This window comes from Niallia sp. FSL R7-0648, assembly GCF_038007005.1.
Classification (GTDB): domain Bacteria; phylum Bacillota; class Bacilli; order Bacillales; family Cytobacillaceae; genus Niallia; species Niallia circulans.
This window is the reverse complement of record NZ_JBBOWE010000001.1, coordinates 3,506,796-3,528,001: the sequence shown is the minus strand read 5'-3', so window position 1 is coordinate 3,528,001 and position 21,206 is coordinate 3,506,796. Positions and strand designations below refer to the sequence as shown.

Genomic DNA, 21,206 nt, shown 5'->3' with positions numbered 1-21,206 from the left:
TGAATACGAGCTAACGACTGTAATAAGTTGTTAGCTTTTTTAGTATGAAAAAACTAGTATATAATTAGAAATACTGATAAAAAGATAGATATTTCTTCCACATAGTCTTTCTATTACCATATTAGTAGAATATAATAGATTTATATTAGCAAAAAGATTAAATTCCTTTATTTCGAGGAATGAATAGATTGAAAGCTTATTGTAAGGATGGGGGAAGTTTTATGTGGCAAGATTGGCTGCTTGAACTATTAAAAGGATTTGGTAAATTATTTTTAAATCCTGTTTTTTATTTATCATTTTTATTTGCCGCTTTTTTAGGGGTTTCTAGAGTGAAAAAGGAAAGAAGAAATTTCACAGTAAGAGCACAGGATGCTTATTTTGAACTGAAACAATTACTTCCACGAGGGATAATTGTAGGGCTATGTGTTTCTGTTCTTTCAATTGGCCTTGTTTTAGTAGTTCCAATGGAATTTATTATTTTCACAGGAATTTTCACCATAATATTTGCTTTAATTGGAAAAACAAGAATATTATCACCTGTATACACGGCTGGTTTAGGCATTATCGCAAGTAGTGTATCTGTTTTCCTTGGCTTGGATTATTTCTTGTTTTCTAAAAGCAATCTTCAGCCTTCTGAGTATATTTTTCCAACTGCCATTATTTTATTAGGCTTATTGATTATTTCCGAGGGAATATTTGTTCGTGGAAACGGAGTAAAGGGGACTTCGCCGCGATTGAAGAAAAGTAAGCGAGGTCAAGTTATAGGTGTTCATTTACTTGAAAGAGCATGGATTATGCCGGTATTTTTATTTATCCCATCAGGCGTACTGACGATTCCATTTGAATGGTGGCCAATGTTTACTATTGCAAATCAAACCTATTCTTTAATTTTCGTTCCGTTCTTGATTGGTGCAAAACTAGAAGTACAAGGAGAGCACCCTATTATTGCTATTAGAAATGTGGGACGAAATCTAATTATTCTTGGTTCTTTTGTCATAGTAGGTGGAGCGGCAGCTTATTTATACCCGCTTGCATCGCTTGCCCTAGTGATTGTAGCCATTATCGGTCGGGAATGGATTACTTTAAAACAGAGAAATAAAGAAAAAAACAGATCTTTTTATTTTTCTAGAAAAAATAATGGGGTAGTAATTTTGGGAATTGTACCAGATTCGCCCGCTGATAAAATGGGACTTAGAATCGGAGAAATGATTTCGAAAGTAAATAGCATTCCAGTTCAAGATAAAATTCAATTATACAAAGCATTACAGAAGAATTCTGCCCATTGTAAGCTGGAGGTCTTTGATACTCATGGCGAAATTCGTTTCGTGCAAAGAGCTCTATTTGAGGGCGATCACCATGAATTAGGTTTGTTATTGATTCCAGATGAAAAAGTTCATGGGAATGAAGCAGTGTAAAAGTGTACCGCCTGCTGAATGTTCAAGCAAATTAATTTTACTAACCATTTCAAGTAGAAGAAAATAAATAAGCCAGCAAGAACCAATTCTAAAATGGAGTTGGTTCTTTTTTATGTAAAAATGCCACTGGGAAAATGGGAAAAAAATCCTTCTAAAAGTGTACACATATTAATTTATTCTTCTATGTTAACATTATAAACGTAGTGTTAATATTAGTATTCGTATATTTTGGATAAGTACATAAGTACTTAATAATTTGGGTATTAATAAAGAAGTATAGATAGTACCTGTGTATTAAATTCCAAAATAGTTAAAAATATAGCTTAAACTTGCTCAATATTTCACTAAGAAAAACAGGAGGGAGAAACATGGAGTTTGATACAGTCACCATTAGCAGAATGATTACAGCAATGACCCTTACCTTTCACATTATCTTTGCTACCTTAGGGGTCGGAGTACCATTGTTTATTTCTATTGCTGAATTCATCGGTATTAGAAAGCAAGATAAGCACTATGAATTGCTAGCCAAAAGATGGTCTAGAGGATTTGTGATAACGGTTGCAATTGGAGTAGTGACAGGAACAGCCATTGCCTTACAGCTATCTTTAGTATGGCCCAATTTTATGCAGCTTGCAGGTAATGTCATAGCACTGCCGCTATTTATGGAAGTATTTGCGTTTTTCATTGAAGCTATTTTCTTAGGAATTTATTTATATACTTGGGATCGCTTTAAAGGAAAATATACGCATTGGCTATTAACATTACCAGTTGTAATCGGTGCAGGGATGTCTGCGGTTTTTATAACGACAGTAAATTCTTTTATGAATTCGCCAAATGGATTTAGCATGGTTGATGGAGAATTTGCTGCGGTTAATCCGTTAAAAGCAATGTTAAACCCATCATCGCCGACTAGAATTTTTCACGTCTTAGGAGGTTCTTATTTGACGGTAGCAGCTATATTAGCAACGATTGCTGCGATTGCGTTATTGCGAAATAAAGGTGCACGGGAATATCATAAAAAAGCATTAAAGATGACGGTTATCGCTATGTTTGTCTTTTCCGTGATTACAGCATTAGCAGGGGATGTATCAGCCAAATATTTAGCGAAACATCAGACGGAAAAGTTAGCTGCTGCAGAATGGCTGTTTGAATCAGAAGAGAATGCAGATCTCCTTCTATTTGGATGGTTGAATGATGAGAATGAGGTCGTGGGAGCGATTCGAGTACCTGGCTTTTTAAGCTTTTTAGCACATGGTGATTTTACAAGCGAAGTAACGGGGTTAGAAGTTACACCAGAAGGAGAAAGACCGCCATTGGTTATCCATTATTTATTTGATTCGATGGTATCTATTGGATTCTTCCTTTTAGGAATTTCGTTTATATATATTGTATTAGCTAGGTTTAAACGCTGGAATCAGCATAGTAGATTAATGCTATGGTTAATCGCAATAAGTGGGCCATTAGCAATGTTAGCTGTAGAACTTGGGTGGGTTTTTGCAGAGTTGGGAAGACAGCCATGGATAGTAAGAGGATATATGACTGTAGACGAGGCAGCTACATCATCTCCTTATATTCTGCATATGTTTTTTCTATTTCTAGCACTGTATATAGTCCTTGGCACTCTATTTACGATCACTTTACGAAAATTATTTAAAGATAATCCAGCAGAATTGGAGTTAGAAAAGAATTACCCTGAATGGAAAGAGGGGATTGAAAAATGAGTTATGAGGTAATCGGGATTACGGTACTATGGTTGTTCTTGTACGGTTATCTAATTGTAGCATCGATTGACTTTGGCGCAGGATTTTTTGCATATTATGCAAAGATTACCAAGCAAGACCATATCATTAATCAAATCATTTCGCGTTACCTATCACCAGTATGGGAAGTAACAAATGTATTTTTAGTTTTCTTTTTTGTAGGTATTGTTGGTTTCTTTCCTTCTTCAGCCTATTATTATGGCTCCGCATTGCTGGTACCTGCAAGTTTTGCGATCGTTTTGCTAGCTATTCGGGGTTCCTTTTATGCTTTTGAAAACTATGGTTCTAAGCAAAGTAATGTTTATATGTTTCTATATGGAGCGACAGGCCTATTTATCCCAGCTTCATTATCGGTCGCTTTAACGATATCAGAAGGAGGATATATTTCTGAACACAACGGCCAAGTTTCGTTAAAGTATTTCGAATTATTTACGAGCCCGTTAGCTTGGAGTATTGTTGCGCTGGCGATTGTATCTGTTCTATTTATTAGTGCAAGCTTTATTACTTATTATGCATCAAGGGCAAAAGATATAGCTGCACTTCAGTTAGTACGTAAATGGGCATTATTCTGGGCAACGCCAACCATTATTATGGCGTTGACAACGATGATTGCTTTAAGTCAGAGAAACCAAGTTAATTACGAAAATATGCTGGATTTATGGTGGATATTTGGCTTATCAATGGGCTTTTTTATTATTGGGATTGGTCTATTATATATAGGCAGGAATTATGGGATTGCTTTTATTGCCATTATGCTGCAGTTTCTCTTTGCCTTTTTCGGATACGGAATGGCTAAATATCCTTATTTGCTCTATCCATACATCAATATTGAGGATAGTGCCACAAATCCATCCATGGCAATGGCGCTTATCATTGCCTTCATAGGGGGACTCTTACTGCTAATTCCGTCCCTAATCTTATTGATGCGCCTGTTTTTATTTGATGCAGATTATGCCAAGGGAAAAAAATAAGAAGGCGGAATCATTATGCAAAATATAAAGAAAACAGTTTGGATGCATAAGAAAAAGATTTATTGGTTATTTGGACTAACCTTGATACTAGGGCTTGCAATTGTTGCCCAGGCCTATGTGATGACGTCCATTGTCGACGGTGTTTTCCTAAAAAAACAGTCGTTTTCAGCGATTATACCGTGGTTGATGCTGCTGCTTGTTATCCTATTTGTAAGGTCTAGTACCGATTATATAAGTAAACGGATTGGTGTTTCGATTGCGAGCAAGGTAAAAGGGGAAACACGTAAGAATTTATTGGCAAAATATACTGCTAATTCTGTCCAGCTGAATGAAAAAGGACAGACAGGCGAAAAAGTAAGTATGCTACTTGATGGTGTGGATGAGATGGATAGTTTTTATAGCCAGTTTATTCCACAGGTTATGCAGAGTACATTTGTACCGCTTTTAATGCTGCTGGTTATTCTTACTCAGCATGTAAATTCAGGGATTATTTTAATGGTTTCTGCCCCGTTTATTCCAATTTATATGATCGTAATTGGAATCAGAACCCAAAAAAAATCGGAGGAGAAGCTGGAAAAACTAGCTTCTTTTTCCGGTAAGTTTTTAGAAACTTTACAAGGGCTAGTAACTTTAAAACTATTTGCTCAAACAAATCGGCAAAAAGGAGAATTAGAAAAAAGTAGTTTAAGCTTTCGTGATACAACACTAGAAATATTGAAGATTGCTTTTACACAATCCTTTGCACTTGAACTTATATCAATGCTAAGTATTGGAATTGTGGCTTTAGAACTTGCTATTCAATTAATTATTTATAAAAGTATTTCTTTTTTCACGGCTTTTTTGATCTTAATATTGGTTCCAGAATTTTATACGTCCCTAAAAGAACTGGGTGTAACGTTTCATAATGGCAGAAGCAGCATGGGAGCTGCACAAAAGGTATTAGAGGTGTTTGAAGAGGAAGATGAACCTACTTTATGGGGAAAACAAACCTTTCCTAAGTGGAAAGTGCCCCCAACGATTGAGCTTCATCAAGTTGACTTTGCTTATACGAATACTAATTTCCGATTAGAGTCGATCACAGCAACTTTTTTACCTAACCAGCAAATTGCCATTGTAGGCGCAAGTGGTGCTGGAAAGACAACCTTGCTTCACTTATTAGCAGGTATGATTACTCCTGAAAAAGGGACGATTTATATTAATCAAGAAGCACTCACTAAATTTGCAGAAGCCGCTTGGTTAGAAAGGATTTCTTATATATCGCAAACTCCTTATATTTTTTCAGGAACGATTGGCGAGAATATTGCGATGGGAACGACAGAGAAAGTTGGGATGGAAGCAATTAAAAAGGCAGCACAATTAGCGGGAATTGCACCGCTAGTTGCTTCATTAGAACATGGCTTTGATACTCGAATTGGCGAAGCTGGCAGAGGGCTTTCTAGCGGTGAAAAACAAAGAGTTTCGATAGCACGTGCTTTTCTTAAAAAGCCTCACATTGTATTGTTGGATGAACCAACGCGCGGGCTTGATTTAGCTACTGAAAAAATATTGCAGCAGTCGATTCAAAAATTAAAGGAGACAGCTACGGTGATTACCGTTGCCCATCGTTTGCATACGATCAAAAATGCCGACCAAATTCTTTTTTTAGAAAATGGGAGACTCCAGGCTGTTGGGACACATGAATCATTATTAGAAATTTCACCTGCATATAAGGAGTTAGTAATGATTCAAAAAGGGAGGGAACAATAATGAGTGCACTGCAGAAAATAATGAGATTAATGTTAATAGAGAAAAAAGACATTAGCGTAGCTGTAGTATGTGGTTTTATTGCTGGAATTAGCAGTGTCGGCTTATTTGCTGCAAGTGGTTATCTTATATCTAAGTCTGCATTAATTCCTCCCTTCTATACTTTAATTATACTAACTTCAACCGTTAAGTTACTTGGTCTTGTGAAAGCAGGAGCAAAATATGGAGAGCGCCTTTCATCACATCGAGCTACTTTTACGATTTTAAGTAATTTGCGAGTGGCTTTCTTTGAAAAATTGACGCCGCTTATTCCGCAAATATTTCATAAATATAGAAGCGGGGACCTGCTTGCGCGTGTAGTTGGAGATGTAGAAAGTTTGCAAAATTTCTTTTTAAGAGTGTTTTACCCACCGCTTGTGCTCTTACTTGTTTTTGTCAGCACGATCTTATTTACTAGTTTTTATTCCATCGCCATTGCGCTGATTCTATTACTTGGTTTTTTCCTGACGACGATTATCATTCCAGCACTATTTTCCTTAAAGCAAGTCAACATTAAAGGGAAAGTTAGGCAGGAGCGTGGTGATTTATCCACCCATATTACAGAGATGATGTATGGGTTTCGTGAATTAAAGCTGTTCCATCAATTACCACATAAACAACAGCAGCTATTAAATCGTTCTGAATCGTATATTAATGAACAAAAACGAGAAAATTTAAATAAAGTATCGAGTCAATCATTTAATGGTTTTATCACGTTGGTTACAAGTTGGTTTGTCATAGGAGTTGGAGCCTATTTAGTTGCGAATGGCATGCTTGAAGGGATATTTTTAGCAATGCTTGTTATGATTTCTTTAACTGTCTTCGAGTCTGCAGCGTCAATGGCTGTATTTCCTATTTATATGCAAGAAAGTAGAGATGCATCAAGACGCTTATATGAAGTGGTAGAAGATCCTAGTTATACAAAGAATCATAGTGATCCTGATATTAATAAGTTATCTAGTCTCCCGCCGTCATTAGAATTTAAAGATGTACAATTCACTTACATGGGGGATTGGCGCAGCACGATTCCTAACATATCATTTACGATACCAGCTAGGTCAAAGACGGCAATTGTCGGTGCCAGTGGCTCTGGAAAATCCACTGTCCTTCAGCTGATTTTAAAGCTGCAAGAAGTTGATGCCGGAAAGATTTATTGGGGAGATTTGGACACATCGTCTGTATCTTCTGAGGCTATATGGGAACAAACGAAAGTTGTCTTGCAGGAGAATTATTACTTTTATGGAACAATTCGTGAAAATCTTCAATTAGCAGCATCAGAACTTAATGACACACAAATGGAAGCAGCATTAGCAAAGGTGCAGCTAGAACATTTTTCCCTAGATCATCGCGTGTTAGAAAAAGGAGAAAATCTTTCAGGCGGAGAAAAACAACGCTTAGCACTTGCTAGAGCATTTTTGAAAAAAGGACATCTATGGTTATTAGATGAGCCAACCTCATCACTTGATGCACAGACAGAACAAACTATTTACAAAGAAATTTTTAAAGATGCCGATCAGGATACATTTATTATGGTCAGCCATCGCTTAAAAGGTTTAGAGTCTATGGATCAAATTATTGTAATGAATCATGGCGAAATTATGGAGTACGGTTCTTATAAGGATTTAATGGAAAAGAAAGGTTATTTTTATCAAATGAAGGTACTAGAAGAAAGCTTGCTTTAAGGAAAAAATGAAAAGTTATTTGTTTTGAAACTTTGTAAAGATGAGGGGGAATTAGCAGATTGAATACTATAGGATTCAGTCTGCGGGTAATATCCACTCCCCCACTTTTTCATCTGCTACATAGTACTCGTATCTATAACGAAACGATATTTTACATCAGAAGCTAAGACACGCTCATAAGCCTCATCAATTTGGTCTGCGGAAATTACTTCTATTTTTGGTACAATATCGTGCTTCGCGCAGAAATCCAGCATTTCCTGTGTCTCCCGAATGCCTCCAATCAGGGAACCGGCAAAGGAACGGCGGTGTCCAATCAATGACATCACATTTAATGACAATGGTTCCCCAGGAGCACCGACATTTACCATCGTACCATCAAGGGTAAGTAAAGAAAAATACGCATCAAGATTGATTTTTGCACTTACAGTGTTAAGAATTAAATCAAAGGAGCCAGCAAGTTTTTCAAATGTCTCTGGATCATTTGTAGCGTAATAATGATCCGCTCCAAATTCTAAACCATCCTCTTTTTTCTTTAATGATTGAGACAGGACCGTTACCTCTGCTCCCATTGCATGTGCAATCTTAACAGCCATATGGCCAAGACCACCCATTCCGACAATCGCTACTTTTTTACCTGGACCAGCTCCCCAGCGATTTAATGGAGAGTAAGTGGTGATACCTGCACATAGTAATGGTGCCGCAGCATCCAGTTCGATGTTATCAGGGATTCCTACTACGAACTCCTCTGTTACAACAATATGGGTTGAATAGCCGCCTTGTGTAGGCTCTCCGTATTTGTCTACTCCAGCATATGTAGGAATATTACCTTTAAGACAGTATTGTTCTTCCCCCTTTAGGCAGTTCTCGCATTCTCCACATGAGTCCACCATACATCCGACACCCACACGATCGCCGATTTTATACTTTGTTACTTCCGGTCCGATTTCTGTAACAATTCCTGCAATTTCATGCCCTGGTACAAGAGGATAATTAACAGGTCCCCATTCCCCATGAGCTGTGTGGATGTCTGAATGACAAATGCCTGCATACTTAATTTCTATGAGAACATCGTGTAAATCTAGGTCACGTCTTTTAATTTCGGTTGCTTGAAATGGTTTATCTGCACCATATACTGCTCTTGCTTTAGCTGAAATCATTCTAAAACCTCCAATAATTTGATAGTAGATAAAAGTTCCTTCTCTTTTTTCCGTACAAAATTAGCATAGCCCCTATAGTTAACTCTAGGGCAAGTGAAAAGTATCAATAGTTATATAAATAGTTCTTTCTTCGTAAATCTTTGACAGGGGTCATCTGTCATGATAGGATTCTGCTTAAATCACAGAGTTAATGCAAAATCTTGATCCGTAGGTGGAAAGGGGAAAGCGAATGAAAACATATTCGATCAGTGAAGCAGCCAAAAAATTAAATCTTACTATATATGCTTTACGATACTATGACAAGGAAGGACTGATGCCTTTTGTAACTCGTGATGCTAATGGAAACAGATTGTTTAAAGAATCAGATATAGAGGCATTAAAAGTTATTCAATGTTTAAAAGCAACAGGAATGCCGATTAAGGAGATAAAAGATTTTATCGCTTGGTGTTCGGAAGGGGATTCCACTTTACAGCAAAGATATGAGATGTTCCTGGAACGAAAAGCTGCAGTAGAAGCACAGATAGAAGAGTTGAAACAGACCATGGAAGTTGTTAATCATAAATGCAATTATTATAGGAAAGCTATCGAAGCAGGGACAGAAGATATTCATAAAAAGAATAAGATCAGTAATTTCAATTGATAAAAATTAGTATAATCATTATTAATTGTGAATCCAGTACGTTGGTTTAGAGAAAAAATAGTATTTATTAGAAGAAGAGGTAAGTAACGATGAAACTAGATGAATTTACAATCGGACAAATTTTTCGGACAAAGGCGCTTACATTAACGAAAGAAGAGATTATAAAGTTTGCAGGCGAATTTGACCCGCAATATTTGCATGTAAATGAAGCGAAGGCGAAAGAAGGAAGATTTAATGGCATAATTGCTTCAGGTATTCATACTTTAGCTATTTCCTTTAAACTATGGGTCGAAGAAGAGAAATATGGTGAGGATGTTATTGCCGGTACCGGGATGAACAATATACAATTTATTAGGCCTGTATATCCCGGTGATAAGTTGTATACGATTGTAAAAGTTCTTGAAAAAAAAGCTAATAAAAGTGCTACCGGTATTCTTACTGTATTGCTTAAGACGTACAATGATAAAGAAGAGCAAGTATTTGCAGGGGAATTATCTGTATTAATAAAACGATAAAAAGATGAAATTAGGCTGTCGATATGCTTTTTGTAAGAGTATCGGCAGCCTTTTTGATATACCTAATTGTAACAGGTAAAATGAATTTTTAACTTTTTTGTGAACTTATGCACAAACTATGTTTTTGATGCTATACTTTGGTAGATGAAAGTACCGGAGTAATGAATAGAGTAGGTGCTATATGGAGGTAATAAGATGAAAAAAAGAATAACATCTATGCTTATCTTAGTTTTTTCCCTAGTGCTTGTCCTTGCTGGTTGTGGAAACGACAAAGCAAGTAACACGCAAAAGCAAGAAAAAAAGGATAAGGAAGCAGAAGCGGTATCAGGAGCATCAAAAACTAGTTATACGCCATATGAAGAACTTAAAGAGAGCTATGATATTATCATTGTTGGTGCTGGCGGAGCTGGAATGACTGCTGCATTGGAAGCGAAGGCCAAAGGATTAAATCCGGTTATCCTTGAAAAAATGCCGGTTGCAGGAGGAAATACAACAAAGGCTTCTTCTGGAATGAATGCATCAGAAACAAAATTTCAGAAAGAGCAAGGCATTAAGGATAATAATGATAGTTTTTATGAAGAGACATTAAAGGGTGGTCATGGAACGAATAATAAAGAGATGTTACGATTCTTTGTTGATCATTCAGCGAGTGCTATTGATTGGTTAGATTCCATTGGTATCCGTTTGAATAATTTAACGATTACAGGAGGAATGAGCGAAAAACGTACACATCGTCCTGAAGATGGCTCAGCAGTTGGGCAGTACATTGTAGATGGATTACTGAAAAATGTGCAAGAAAAGGATATACCACTATTCGTTAATGCAGATGTGAAAGAAATAACAGAAAAAGACGGGAATGTAAATGGTGTCCGTGTATTATTCAATCAAACAGATGAAAAAGCAATTGCTGCAAAAGCCGTTGTTATCACTACTGGTGGATTCGGCGCCAATATGGAAATGATTAAAGAAGTAAGAAGTGATTTAGGGGACTATGTGACAACAAACCAAGCTGGTAGTACAGGTGACGGAATTAAAATGATTGAAAAATTAGGTGGGACAACCGTTGATTTAGATCAAATCCAAGTCCATCCAACTGTACAGCAAGATGAATCCTATTTAATAGGAGAAGCGGTTCGTGGAGAAGGTGGGATAATGGTCTCTGCAGAAGGAAAAAGATTTACAAACGAATTAGACACGCGTGATAAAGTTACTGCGGCAATCAATGAGCTTCCAGAAAAAGCGGCATTTTTAGTGTTTGATGCTGGGGTGAAATCTCGTGTAAAAGCTACTGATCAGTATAAAAAAATGGGATTTGTATTAGAAGGAGAAACAGTCGAGGCTCTAGCAGAAAAGATGAATGTTTCTGCTGACGAGTTAACTTCAACGCTAGAAACATGGAATAGTGCCGTTAAGAATAAGGATGATCAAGCTTTCGGAAGAACAACAGGAATAGACAATGATTTATCTTCAGCTCCATTCTATGCTATTAAAATTGCCCCAGGTATCCATTATACAATGGGGGGAGTAAAAATTAATACAAACACAGAAGTCCTTAATAAAGAAGGAGCACCAATCCCAGGCTTATTTGCAGCAGGGGAAGTTACCGGTGGACTTCACGGAGAAAATAGAATTGGCGGTAATTCTGTTGCAGAAATAATTATCTTTGGTCGTCAGGCTGGTGTGAAGTCTGCTGAATATGTAAAGGCAAAATAATCGATATTACTGTGAAAGTTCAATTTTAGTTTCAGTAGTATATTAGGCTGATAGATAGGTAAAAGGTTCAAATCACTTTTGATTTGGACTTTTTATTTTGCCATTAAGATTATCGCTTGAAATTAATTAAGGACATCGGACAATCTCTTGCTTTCATACGCTAAATGCAAAGGGGAGATGCGGAAAATGAAAGAAACTAGAGGAAAAGAGTTAATGATTGTGGTTGTAGAATTTTCGCAATTGAAAAAATTTTTAATGCTGGATATGGGAATCGGTACTTTGTCCTATTATTTAGTTAAAATGATTAATGGCAATCTCCTTATTGATTTAATAGGAAGTACTATAATTACGGAAGGAGTAAAAAGAGTGTATAAAGGGATGAACAATAAAAAATAAGACTATTACTTAGAAAGATTGAAGCAAGTTTCGAAAAAACAAAAAGGAAGGAAAGAAAGTGAATTTTTTGCGTATAAATGTATTAAGTGATGTTAATGGTTAGGGGAAGAAGGATAAAAAGGTAGGAAGAATAGCTTGGAGATAAAAATAATTTACCTATAATACATAATGTTATAGATTGACGAATATTTGGAATTTAGTTAAAATTTTTCCTGAGTGAAACTTTTTTTAATTAAGATATAAATTTTATATAAATGAAAAAATGCAGAAATATTTTGGAAGATAAAGGGGGATTTAAATGCCCGAAAATTTATTAATTGCCTTTGGTTTAACATTATTAGCTGGCCTTGCTACTGGGATAGGAAGTATACTTGCCTTTTTTACATCCACTACAAACACAAAGTTTCTCTCTTGGATGCTTGGCTTTTCAGCAGGAGTAATGATTTATGTATCGATGATTGAAATTTTTGTGAAGGCGAAGGATGCATTAGTCGGATCATTGGGAGTACAAACAGGGAATTGGCTTACGGTGGCGGGATTTTTTGGCGGAATTTTACTTATTGCATTGATTGATAAATTTGTTCCAGAGCAAGGAAACCCACATGAATTAAAGAAAGTAGAGGAAATTAATAAATCCAATCTAAAAAGGACGGATCATTCTTTATTAAAGATGGGAAGTTTTACCGCATTGGCAATCGCTATTCATAACTTTCCAGAAGGAATTGCAACCTTTACCGCAGCTTTACAAGATCCAGGACTTGGGGTAGCAATCACTGTTGCCATCGCCATACATAATATTCCAGAGGGGATTGCGGTGGCAGTACCCATTTACTTTGCAACAGGTGATCGAAAAAAGGCGTTTAAACTTTCGTTTTTATCAGGATTAGCGGAGCCTGTTGGTGCATTAGTTGCTTTTCTCATCTTAATGCCATTTTTAAATGATGTTATGTTCGGTCTCATATTTGCAGCAGTAGCAGGAATCATGGTATTCATTTCTTTAGATGAATTACTGCCAGCAGCTAAAAAATACGACGAAGGCCACTTATCCATATACGGCCTGATAGCAGGAATGGCTGTGATGGCAGTAAGTTTGTTATTGTTTATATAATGAAAAATCATATAGTCAATGTCTTTAATAGAACAGGATTGATTCAGCCGGAGTACACGCACCCGAAAAGGAAGTGTACTCCGGTTTTCGTCTTAATAGGATTCATCATTACTTCCTCTCTAATAAGTTGTTTTCCTTCTCCATTTTTTCCACTTCTACTTTCAATTTTTCTGTTTCCAATAAAAAATTCTCATGTTTTAATCGTTCAAGCTCTAATTGATCTTTTAGGATTGCTCTGTTGAGCTTAGTCCTTTTTTCTAAATGATCCGTGATAATTCCAGCTAAGGAAATCAAGAATATAGCTAATACAATCACAATAACAATCATCATATAACTCCCTTGTATCGTTTAGTAATTAATACGATAAACGCGCAAAAAAGTTTCAAATGAAAGCCATAAGAAATATGACTCTGCAAATTGGCATTTTTTTGAGGAATAACAAAGAAAGGAAATGAAATCATATAAAAAGGAACAAGAAAGAATTCGGACAGCATAACTGTCATCCATTCATGCAAGTTTGAAAATCGATGTAGAAATATATTCTACAGAAATCAAAAAGCTTTCTAGCGGAATAACTTCCCTTCAAAAAATATATAATGGCTTCTTTTATGGAGGAAAATATGATTATTGCATCAGAAGGGAAGCAAACTTTAGCAAGTTTAAAAGGAATTGAATCCCAGCTATCTGTCTTTGCACTTCATTCCAGGGAGGAAGAGGCCCAGAAAGCTTTTCATGAAGCGATGGTGTTAGTTAGTGAAATGAAACATGAAATTCAGTTGCAAGTGTATTAAATATAAAAGTGCAAGGGAAAAAGCACCGCAAATAGTCATAATGGATGGCAAGATTGTTTATGAGTCTTTAACGAAAATAGAAAAGACCGCTTCATGGCTGCAGACGGAATTAGATAAGCTAGATGTAACACTTGAGAACGTTTTTCTAGGACGGGTCAATTCCTATGGGGAACTTACGATTGATATATATGATGATAGGATGGAACTGGCAGAGCCGCAAGAAAGACCGTAGAATTGTACTCCTTGTAAACGGATAACACAGCTGCAAAAGCAATCTATAGGAAGAATGCAGATAAAATGGTACAAATGAAAAATAAAGTAAAAGTATATTTAGGAGAAAATTTCTAAGGAAAATAGATGAAAGAGAAGGCGTTATCATCTATTATAGAAGGAGGATAACTATTTGGATGAATACAATAAAAGTGTGTAGGTGAACAGAATGGAAAGACAGGATGAAAAAGTAATAGTCGGAGAAGCAGCGGTCGTTCAATTTGTGAAAGATGGGATGACAGTGGGACTAGGCACGGGAACTACTGCCTATTATGTGATAAAAAAAATGGGAGAAATGATTAAGGAAGGGATGGAATTAAAAGGTGTAGCAACGTCAAAGGCTACAGAAAAGTTAGCCAGTGAATGTGGAATTCAGCTGGTTGATATAAATGAAGTGGAGCAATTAGACATTGCTATTGATGGAGCGGATGAAATTGATGATAACTTCTTTGCAATAAAAGGGGGAGGCGGAGCATTATTGCGTGAGAAAATAATTGCTAATGCTGCTAAAACCTTTATTGTAGTTGCTGATGGAAGTAAGAAAGTGCAATCATTGGGGAAATTCCCTCTGCCTATTGAAGTCGTACCTTTTGGCTGTGAACATACAGAGAAAGCTATTCAAAAATTCGGCTGCAAAACAGCAATACGGCAGAAAGATGGCGAGCTCTTCGTAACAGATAACGGAAATTATATTATAGATTGTTCCTTTCCTACTATCCAAAACCCCACTCAATTACATCAAGACTTGAATAATATAGTAGGGGTAGTAGAGAATGGCCTTTTTATTAATATGGTAGACGTATTAATTTCAATAAATGAGCAAGATCAAATTAGCGTGGAGCACAAGAACAGATAATGCTTTAGATATAGGGGATTTATGTAGAATAAGTTCCCTTGTAACGGAAGGATAATGGCGGTTTATGGACATGCTTTGGAGCTGTTTTAAAGATATCTTTATTTTTGCTTGAAAGCGTTTCTTTTTTTGTTTCTACGTTATATTATCGTAGATAGGTAAGGGAATCCTTATCTAAGAAATGCATCCAATGGAAGGATGCAATCATGTTACAGAAATAAGGGAGAGATAGAATGTCTTTACGAGAAGATGCACTACATATGCATCAAGTCAAACAAGGGAAATTGGAAATCCATGCAAAAGTGGAAGTGAAAAATGCCCAAGATTTAAGTTTAGCTTATTCTCCAGGAGTAGCAGAACCATGTAAAGAAATTTTTGAAAACCCGGAAACTGTCTATGACTTTACCATGAAGGGCAATATGGTGGGACTTATCACTAATGGTACATCCGTACTTGGTTTGGGGAATATTGGTGCTGAGGCATCATTGCCAGTAATGGAAGGGAAAGCAATATTGCTTAAAAGTTTTGCAGGAGTAGATGCCTTCCCAATTGCTTTAAATTCAACAGATGTAGACAAGATAGTAGAAGCAGTTAAACTAATGGCTCCTACTTTTGGTGCCATCCACCTTGAAGACATTGCTGCTCCGCAGTGTTTTGAGATTGAAGAAAGATTAAATCAAGAATTAGCCATTCCTGTTTATCATGATGACCAGCATGGTACAGCAATCGTAGCTTTGGCGGGACTTCTGAACGCCCTTAAGATTGTAAAGAAAGAAATGAAGGATTTGAAAATAGTAATAAATGGTGCTGGCGCTTCAGGCATTGCTATTACTAAGCTTTTCAACTCTTATGGTGTAACTAATATGATTATATGTGACACAAAAGGGGCGATCTTTGCTGGCAGGAAAGTTGGGATGAATCCAGCGAAAGAATCTGTAGCAGCATATACGAATGCTAAGTTGGCGACAGGTACACTGAGAGATGTTTTGGTAGGAGCAGATGTATTTATTGGCGTTTCTGTAGCAGACACTTTAACGAAAGAAATGGTACAGACAATGAATAAGGATGCGATCATCTTTGCACTGGCAAATCCAGTACCAGAAATAAGTCCTGCACATGCGAAAGAATCGGGCGCCATCATAGTTGGAACAGGAAGATCAGATTTTCCGAACCAAGTTAATAATGTATTGGCCTTTCCAGGTATTTTTCGTGGTGCTTTAGATGTTCGTGCGACCACTATTAATGAAGAAATGAAAAAAGCAGCAGCAGAAGCGATTGCAGGATTAGTTGCGGATGCCGAGTTGAATGAAGATTATGTAATTCCAAGTCCCTTTGATCCTAGAGTTGCTCCCGCTGTTGCTTCAGCTGTGGCAAAAGCAGCAATGGAAACAAATGTAGCAAGAATTCAAGTTAATCCAGAAGATGTAAGGCTGAAAACCATGAAAGCGACGATTATTGATAAACAATAAAGAGAGAGAGAAAGAGGCTCGAGCCAAATGGCAGCCTCTTTTTGTTTACAATGTATGTGTTTCGCCTATTTGTTTGCTCAAGAGAGAGGCATTAGAGCTTTTCTTACTTGTTTTAACATTAAAAAGAAGATTTAATAAAATGGCAGCCAGACTTCCTGTGATAATCCCATCACTTACAATGATTCTTAAGGCGGAAGGAAGCTGGTCAAATAAATTAGGAACTGCTGTTGCTCCTAAACCGACAGAAATAGAGCAAGCCATGATTAACAAGTTAGCCTGATTGGTAAAATCAACTTTGCTCAGCATTCTGATGCCAGAAGCAACAACCATTCCAAACATAACAACGGTTGCTCCGCCTAATACTGGTGTCGGAATAATAGTGGCAAAAGCCGCAACCTTAGGAATGAAGCCTAAAAAAACAAGAATTCCTCCTGCTGCAATCACGACATTTACTGTTTTGACTTTTGATAGCTGAACAAGACCGACGTTTTGAGCAAAGGTATTATAGGGAAAAGCATTAAATAGTCCACCTATAGTAATGGCTAAACCCTCGGCACGATACCCACGCGTTAAATCCTTTTCACTTAGTGGAGTCTCCGTTATTTTACTTAGTGCGAAAAAGACACCAGTTGATTCAATCACAATAACTAAACCGACAATTAACATAGTAAGAATTGGCCCAACTTCAAAGCTGGGTGTCCCAAAATAAAATAGTTCAGGAAAATGGAACCAACTAGCTTCTCTTACTGGGGTAAGGTTCACCTTACCAAGAACAGCAGCAATGATAGTACCAGCAATAATTCCAATTAGGACGGACAATGATTGTATAAATCCTTTTGTAAACCGGTTTAACAAAAGAATGAATAATAGGACTCCGAATGCCAAAATCAAATTTTCAATGGAGCCAAAGTCTTTGCTTGTTGCTCCTCCACCCATATTTTTAATACCGGATGGGATAAGAGATAAACCGATAATAGTTACAACTGTTCCAATTACAACTGGAGGAAAAAGCTTGGTAATTTTGCTGAAAAAGGGAGCACAAATAATCATAAAAATTCCTGTAATAATAATGGCTCCATAAATAGCAGTGACTCCATAATTTGTTCCGATCGAAATCATCGGAGTAACCGCAACGAATGAACTACCTAGTACAACTGGTAAGCCAATGCCTAAATATTGGTTTTTCCAGGCTTGGAGCAATGTCGCAATTCCACATGTTAAAAGATCGATTGCAACAAGATAAGCTAGTTGTTCGGTTGTTAAATTCAATGCTCTTCCAACTAATAGTGGAACAAGGATAGCACCAGCATACATAGCAAGAACATGTTGAAGACCTAAAGAAAAAATTTGTAATCCCTTTTCGTTATTTTGAGGCAATATGAACACTCCTTCTCCTTGTGCCATTTAATTAACACATATTGTTATGTTAATTAACATCATAAGCAGTGAGAAGAAAGAAGTCATTGGTTACATTATACAAAATATTTAGAAAGTATAGATTATATATCTAAGACGTTAAAGAAACTTTTTAGATTTGTATTTGTTTTTTTCTTTCATTCATTTTTAAAATCGATTTAATCCGAAAAGCAAAACGAAGGTGGAAGGTAGTCTCTGGATCCTTAAGACTTTTTCCTAAGAGATCCTCACATTTTTCTAAGCGATAAATTACTGTATTACGATGTACATAAAGGCGTTTCGCCGTCTCAGAGATTTGGCAATGGGTCTCTAAGTAAACAGATAATGTATGGAGTAATATTTGTTCTTCTTCTTGCTGGTGACTGTTAGAAAAAGAATGGAAGATATGGTCATAAAATTCCTGCAGATCCTTTGTTGGAATGATTCTTAACATTTCAAAGGCATCCTTTGGTCGATGTATCTGGATAAAAGGCGTGTTTCCAGAAAGCTGTCCAGTATGTAAAGCACTAAGCGCCTCCTGATAAGCATTGGGTAAATTTAACAGACGCTGATAAACATTGCTGATACCGAATGAGATACTTGTTTTAAATGTGTTCGCAAGATAGGTTTGGATATTTTGTAAATAAGGAAGAATAGTTTTGTCTAGCTCATAAGAGGAATGGGTAACTTCCATGATAATAATACAATGGTCTTGTATAAGAAAAAGCTGAGAAGCGAAAGGTGCCTTTTTTATTTCTGTTTCGATAAATTCATATACATAATCTACCTCAACAGAATGCTGTGTGAAAGATTTATATTGATCGCCGCTATCCAATTTGCCAATTATTGCGATGGAAGCCTGTTCTTTTTTTAAGAAAAATTCTTTAGCTCTGCTTTCGATTTCCTCAGCAAAGCTAAACTTTCCTTCCATAAAGTGAGCGAAGAAGTCATTTCTTGCTCTTCTAGTATATTGCTTCACTGTATTTTCCCTCATTAGCTCAAAAGAAAGCACATTAGTTGCCTGTTCAATCGTAAGAAGTAAGCTGTGATCTTTCATGGGGATTTCTCCCAGAACAACTAAAAAAGCTGGTTTTCTCATATGAGTATAAATGGGGAAAATGGTAAACACTTCTTCTGTATTTCTACTCGAAAAACATGAATAAGGTGCGTTAGCTAATAAAAATTCAAATCCTTTTGCATGGAGAGAGCTAAAAAAGTTATCGATGGATGTTCGATTATGAGAAGAAGTGTGTAATTGGAAATGGGCATCCAGTAAAACAATCGGCTTGTTAATCATTTGAGATAAGTCATCAATAAGCCTTTTTATCCCTTTCCCTTTCAGAATATGCTGCGTAAATTTTCGATGAGTTTCAAAGGCAGTGGTTAACTCTGCTGTTCTTTGACTCAACATATAGTTTAAAGAAGCATTAACGATTTCCCCTAGTGAAGTTTCTAAAGGTATTTCTAATAGGGGAAATCCTATTTCATCAGCGAATTGAATCGCCTCTTGTGGTATATGTCCTAAAAATCTCTTGGACTTAATTCCTAAGGCTGTACAATCTCTTTTATGCATACTTTTTATTAAGGAGAGCAGAACACCAGGATTATCTTTAAGATGATAGGCAGTAGTGACTAATAAATCGTTCGGGTTTAAGAAGTCGACGATATCAGGTGCATCCATCATGGTAATATGCTTTATGTCTTTATTTAATCCCTTGTGACCTGCAATTACTTGCACCTCTTTAAAGGCAGGTTTTTGTAATATCTCTGCTAATTTCAAATGTATCCCTCCTAAAGTAATCCAATTAATCAAGAAGCTTCTTTAGTTATTTTATACAAACTATTTAGATAATTCTAACATTTTGTCTAATGAATTGCTAGCAGGTGATTATTAAAATAATGGTTACATAATATGAGTGCGTTTTAAGTAGTTTTAAATATTATTAGAAAATAACAAAAGGAGAGAGGAGAGTCCTTTCTTTTTATTTTGAATGTGGGGAGAGTATCAGGGAGGGGAGCGGAATCAATGAAGACAACTATTGATATTGAAACAAAAGAGGTAGGGGATTGGCTAGAATGGCTTGCTCGATTTGGAAAGACGAAAAGTGGTGGAGTTACACGACTTCTCTATGATGAAAACTGGCGCTTAGCACAACATTCTCTTTTTCAAAAAATGAAAGAAAGTGGTTTGAATCCTTATTTTGATGGCGTTGGCAACTTATTTGGCAGGTTAGAAGGAACAGATCAAGAGGAGAAAGCTATATTAACAGGTTCTCATATTGATACTGTTGTAGATGGCGGAAAATACGATGGAGCCTTCGGGATTATGGCGAGTTTTATCGCTGTCAATTATTTGAAGAAGCATTATGGCAAACCAAAAAAGACAGTAGAAGTAGTCTCGTTATGTGAGGAAGAGGGGAGTAGATTTCCTTTAGCTTTCTGGGGATCTGGATCGGTAACAGGAAAATTTACTAAAAGGGATTGTGAAGGATTAGCTGACGTAAGAAATATTTCCTTTGCTCAAGCTATGACATCGGCGGGTTTGCAGCCAGATGAAAAACAAGTAAAGCGAGAGGATATTGAATGCTTTATAGAAATACATATAGAACAAGGGGCTGTCTTAGAAAAAGAGCAGAAGTCTATAGGGATTGTCTCTCATATAGTAGGACAAAGAAGATTTACGATCAAAGTAATGGGGGAGAGTAACCACGCAGGTACAACCCCAATGCTCTATCGGAAGGACAGTGTACATCTTGCAGCAGAATTAATTACATATGCTATTAAACAAGTTACGGAAATAGACGCTCACTTAGTGGCGACAGTTGGGAAAATACAGGCAGTTCCTAATATTCCTAATGTGATTGCCAAAGAGGTTACGTTTACACTGGATGTCCGGCACCACCAAGAAGAAGTACTAGATTACTATTGTGAGAAAATTTTTGCTTATTTTAAACAGAGAGGTAAGACTGCTGATATGGAAGTAGGATGGAATCAATGGCTGGATGTTAAGGCCGTTGCAATGGACGCTAAATTAACGCAGCTATCGGAGAGAATTGTGGAGGAAATAGATATTCCTTATCAAAAAATGATTAGTGGTGCCGGTCACGATGCACAAATTTTCGGAACCTATTGCCCGACAGCGTTACTATTTGTTCCTAGTGTAAATGGAATCAGTCATTCACCAAAGGAACATACGAAACTAGAAGATTTAAAAAATGGGGTTGTTGTCCTTATAGAATTACTACACCGTCTGGCTTATTGATTTTTTAGATCGAACATACTTAAGGCG

At 36.7% G+C, this 21,206-nt stretch carries 19 protein-coding genes; 15 read left to right on the top strand and 4 right to left on the bottom strand.

Going from position 1 to position 21,206, the window contains the following annotated elements; genetic code table 11:
* Positions 1-221: 221 nt before the first annotated feature.
* The 5 genes from NSQ89_RS17370 to cydC all read left to right on the top strand — a co-directional run bounded on the left by NSQ89_RS17370 (position 222) and on the right by cydC (position 7,610).
* Entirely contained in the window at positions 222-1,415 is a 1,194-nt protein-coding gene (locus NSQ89_RS17370) for a PDZ domain-containing protein (protein ID WP_061800407.1), read from the top strand.
* Positions 1,416-1,783: 368 nt separating this feature from the next.
* Positions 1,784-3,136 (top strand): cytochrome ubiquinol oxidase subunit I, encoded by a 1,353-nt coding sequence (locus NSQ89_RS17365; RefSeq protein WP_341132947.1) that lies wholly within the window; start codon positions 1,784-1,786, stop codon positions 3,134-3,136.
* Positions 3,133-4,146, top strand: a complete 1,014-nt coding sequence (locus tag NSQ89_RS17360) for a cytochrome d ubiquinol oxidase subunit II (RefSeq protein ID WP_047944877.1) — start codon at positions 3,133-3,135, stop codon at positions 4,144-4,146. The genes NSQ89_RS17365 and NSQ89_RS17360 overlap by 4 nt, the downstream gene beginning before the upstream one ends.
* A gap of 15 nt (positions 4,147-4,161) precedes the next feature.
* Positions 4,162-5,892, top strand: coding sequence for a thiol reductant ABC exporter subunit CydD (gene cydD, locus NSQ89_RS17355; RefSeq protein WP_251688305.1), 1,731 nt, complete (start codon positions 4,162-4,164; stop codon positions 5,890-5,892).
* The gene (gene cydC, locus NSQ89_RS17350; RefSeq protein WP_251688307.1) at positions 5,892-7,610 is read left to right on the top strand and encodes a thiol reductant ABC exporter subunit CydC; all 1,719 of its coding nucleotides are present in this window, start codon (positions 5,892-5,894) and stop codon (positions 7,608-7,610) included. Before cydD ends, cydC begins: the two co-directional genes overlap by 1 nt.
* Before the next feature lie 116 nt (positions 7,611-7,726).
* Here cydC and NSQ89_RS17345 read toward each other — a convergent pair whose 3' ends face one another.
* The gene (locus NSQ89_RS17345; RefSeq protein ID WP_251688309.1) at positions 7,727-8,767 is read right to left on the bottom strand and encodes an NAD(P)-dependent alcohol dehydrogenase; all 1,041 of its coding nucleotides are present in this window, start codon (positions 8,765-8,767) and stop codon (positions 7,727-7,729) included.
* 229 nt (positions 8,768-8,996) lie between these two features.
* Between NSQ89_RS17345 and NSQ89_RS17340 the strand changes: the two genes are divergently transcribed.
* The 5 genes from NSQ89_RS17340 to zupT all read left to right on the top strand — a co-directional run bounded on the left by NSQ89_RS17340 (position 8,997) and on the right by zupT (position 13,139).
* Positions 8,997-9,407: a MerR family transcriptional regulator gene (locus NSQ89_RS17340; protein WP_047944882.1), complete on the top strand. Its 411-nt coding sequence runs from the start codon at positions 8,997-8,999 to the stop codon at positions 9,405-9,407.
* A gap of 89 nt (positions 9,408-9,496) precedes the next feature.
* Complete coding sequence (locus NSQ89_RS17335; RefSeq protein WP_047944884.1) at positions 9,497-9,922, top strand: MaoC family dehydratase; 426 nt, start codon at positions 9,497-9,499, stop codon at positions 9,920-9,922.
* 195 nt (positions 9,923-10,117) lie between these two features.
* The gene (locus tag NSQ89_RS17330) at positions 10,118-11,635 is read left to right on the top strand and encodes a flavocytochrome c (protein WP_341132946.1); all 1,518 of its coding nucleotides are present in this window, start codon (positions 10,118-10,120) and stop codon (positions 11,633-11,635) included.
* Positions 11,636-11,821: 186 nt separating this feature from the next.
* Positions 11,822-12,031 carry a hypothetical protein gene (locus NSQ89_RS17325; protein ID WP_095322087.1) on the top strand — a complete coding sequence of 70 codons (210 nt, stop codon included), beginning with the start codon at positions 11,822-11,824 and terminating at the stop codon, positions 12,029-12,031.
* Between the two features lie 298 nt (positions 12,032-12,329).
* Positions 12,330-13,139 carry a zinc transporter ZupT gene (gene zupT / locus NSQ89_RS17320; protein WP_047944888.1) on the top strand — a complete coding sequence of 270 codons (810 nt, stop codon included), beginning with the start codon at positions 12,330-12,332 and terminating at the stop codon, positions 13,137-13,139.
* 108 nt (positions 13,140-13,247) lie between these two features.
* Here the strand turns inward: zupT and NSQ89_RS17315 are convergent, their stop codons facing one another.
* Positions 13,248-13,469, bottom strand: coding sequence for a hypothetical protein (locus tag NSQ89_RS17315; protein WP_321198338.1), 222 nt, complete (start codon positions 13,467-13,469; stop codon positions 13,248-13,250).
* Between the two features lie 290 nt (positions 13,470-13,759).
* Between NSQ89_RS17315 and NSQ89_RS17310 the strand changes: the two genes are divergently transcribed.
* The 4 genes from NSQ89_RS17310 to NSQ89_RS17295 all read left to right on the top strand — a co-directional run bounded on the left by NSQ89_RS17310 (position 13,760) and on the right by NSQ89_RS17295 (position 16,522).
* Complete coding sequence (locus tag NSQ89_RS17310; RefSeq protein WP_251688317.1) at positions 13,760-13,930, top strand: DUF1657 domain-containing protein; 171 nt, start codon at positions 13,760-13,762, stop codon at positions 13,928-13,930.
* Positions 13,905-14,162: a YetF domain-containing protein gene (locus NSQ89_RS17305; protein ID WP_341132945.1), complete on the top strand. Its 258-nt coding sequence runs from the start codon at positions 13,905-13,907 to the stop codon at positions 14,160-14,162. Before NSQ89_RS17310 ends, NSQ89_RS17305 begins: the two co-directional genes overlap by 26 nt.
* 207 nt (positions 14,163-14,369) lie before the next feature.
* Positions 14,370-15,056, top strand: a complete 687-nt coding sequence (rpiA, locus tag NSQ89_RS17300) for a ribose-5-phosphate isomerase RpiA (RefSeq protein ID WP_047944890.1) — start codon at positions 14,370-14,372, stop codon at positions 15,054-15,056.
* 230 nt (positions 15,057-15,286) lie between these two features.
* A complete protein-coding gene (locus tag NSQ89_RS17295; RefSeq protein ID WP_047944892.1) occupies positions 15,287-16,522 on the top strand; it encodes an NAD(P)-dependent malic enzyme in 1,236 nt (411 codons plus the stop codon).
* 45 nt (positions 16,523-16,567) lie between these two features.
* Here NSQ89_RS17295 and NSQ89_RS17290 read toward each other — a convergent pair whose 3' ends face one another.
* Positions 16,568-17,899 (bottom strand): nucleobase:cation symporter-2 family protein, encoded by a 1,332-nt coding sequence (locus NSQ89_RS17290; RefSeq protein ID WP_445668963.1) that lies wholly within the window; start codon positions 17,897-17,899, stop codon positions 16,568-16,570.
* Between the two features lie 151 nt (positions 17,900-18,050).
* Positions 18,051-19,697 carry a PucR family transcriptional regulator gene (locus tag NSQ89_RS17285; protein WP_047944896.1) on the bottom strand — a complete coding sequence of 549 codons (1,647 nt, stop codon included), beginning with the start codon at positions 19,695-19,697 and terminating at the stop codon, positions 18,051-18,053.
* Between the two features lie 246 nt (positions 19,698-19,943).
* On the opposite strand from NSQ89_RS17285, the gene allC reads away from it, so the two are divergent.
* Complete coding sequence (gene allC / locus NSQ89_RS17280) at positions 19,944-21,179, top strand: allantoate deiminase (RefSeq protein ID WP_095258560.1); 1,236 nt, start codon at positions 19,944-19,946, stop codon at positions 21,177-21,179.
* The last annotated feature ends 27 nt before the right edge of the window (positions 21,180-21,206 follow it).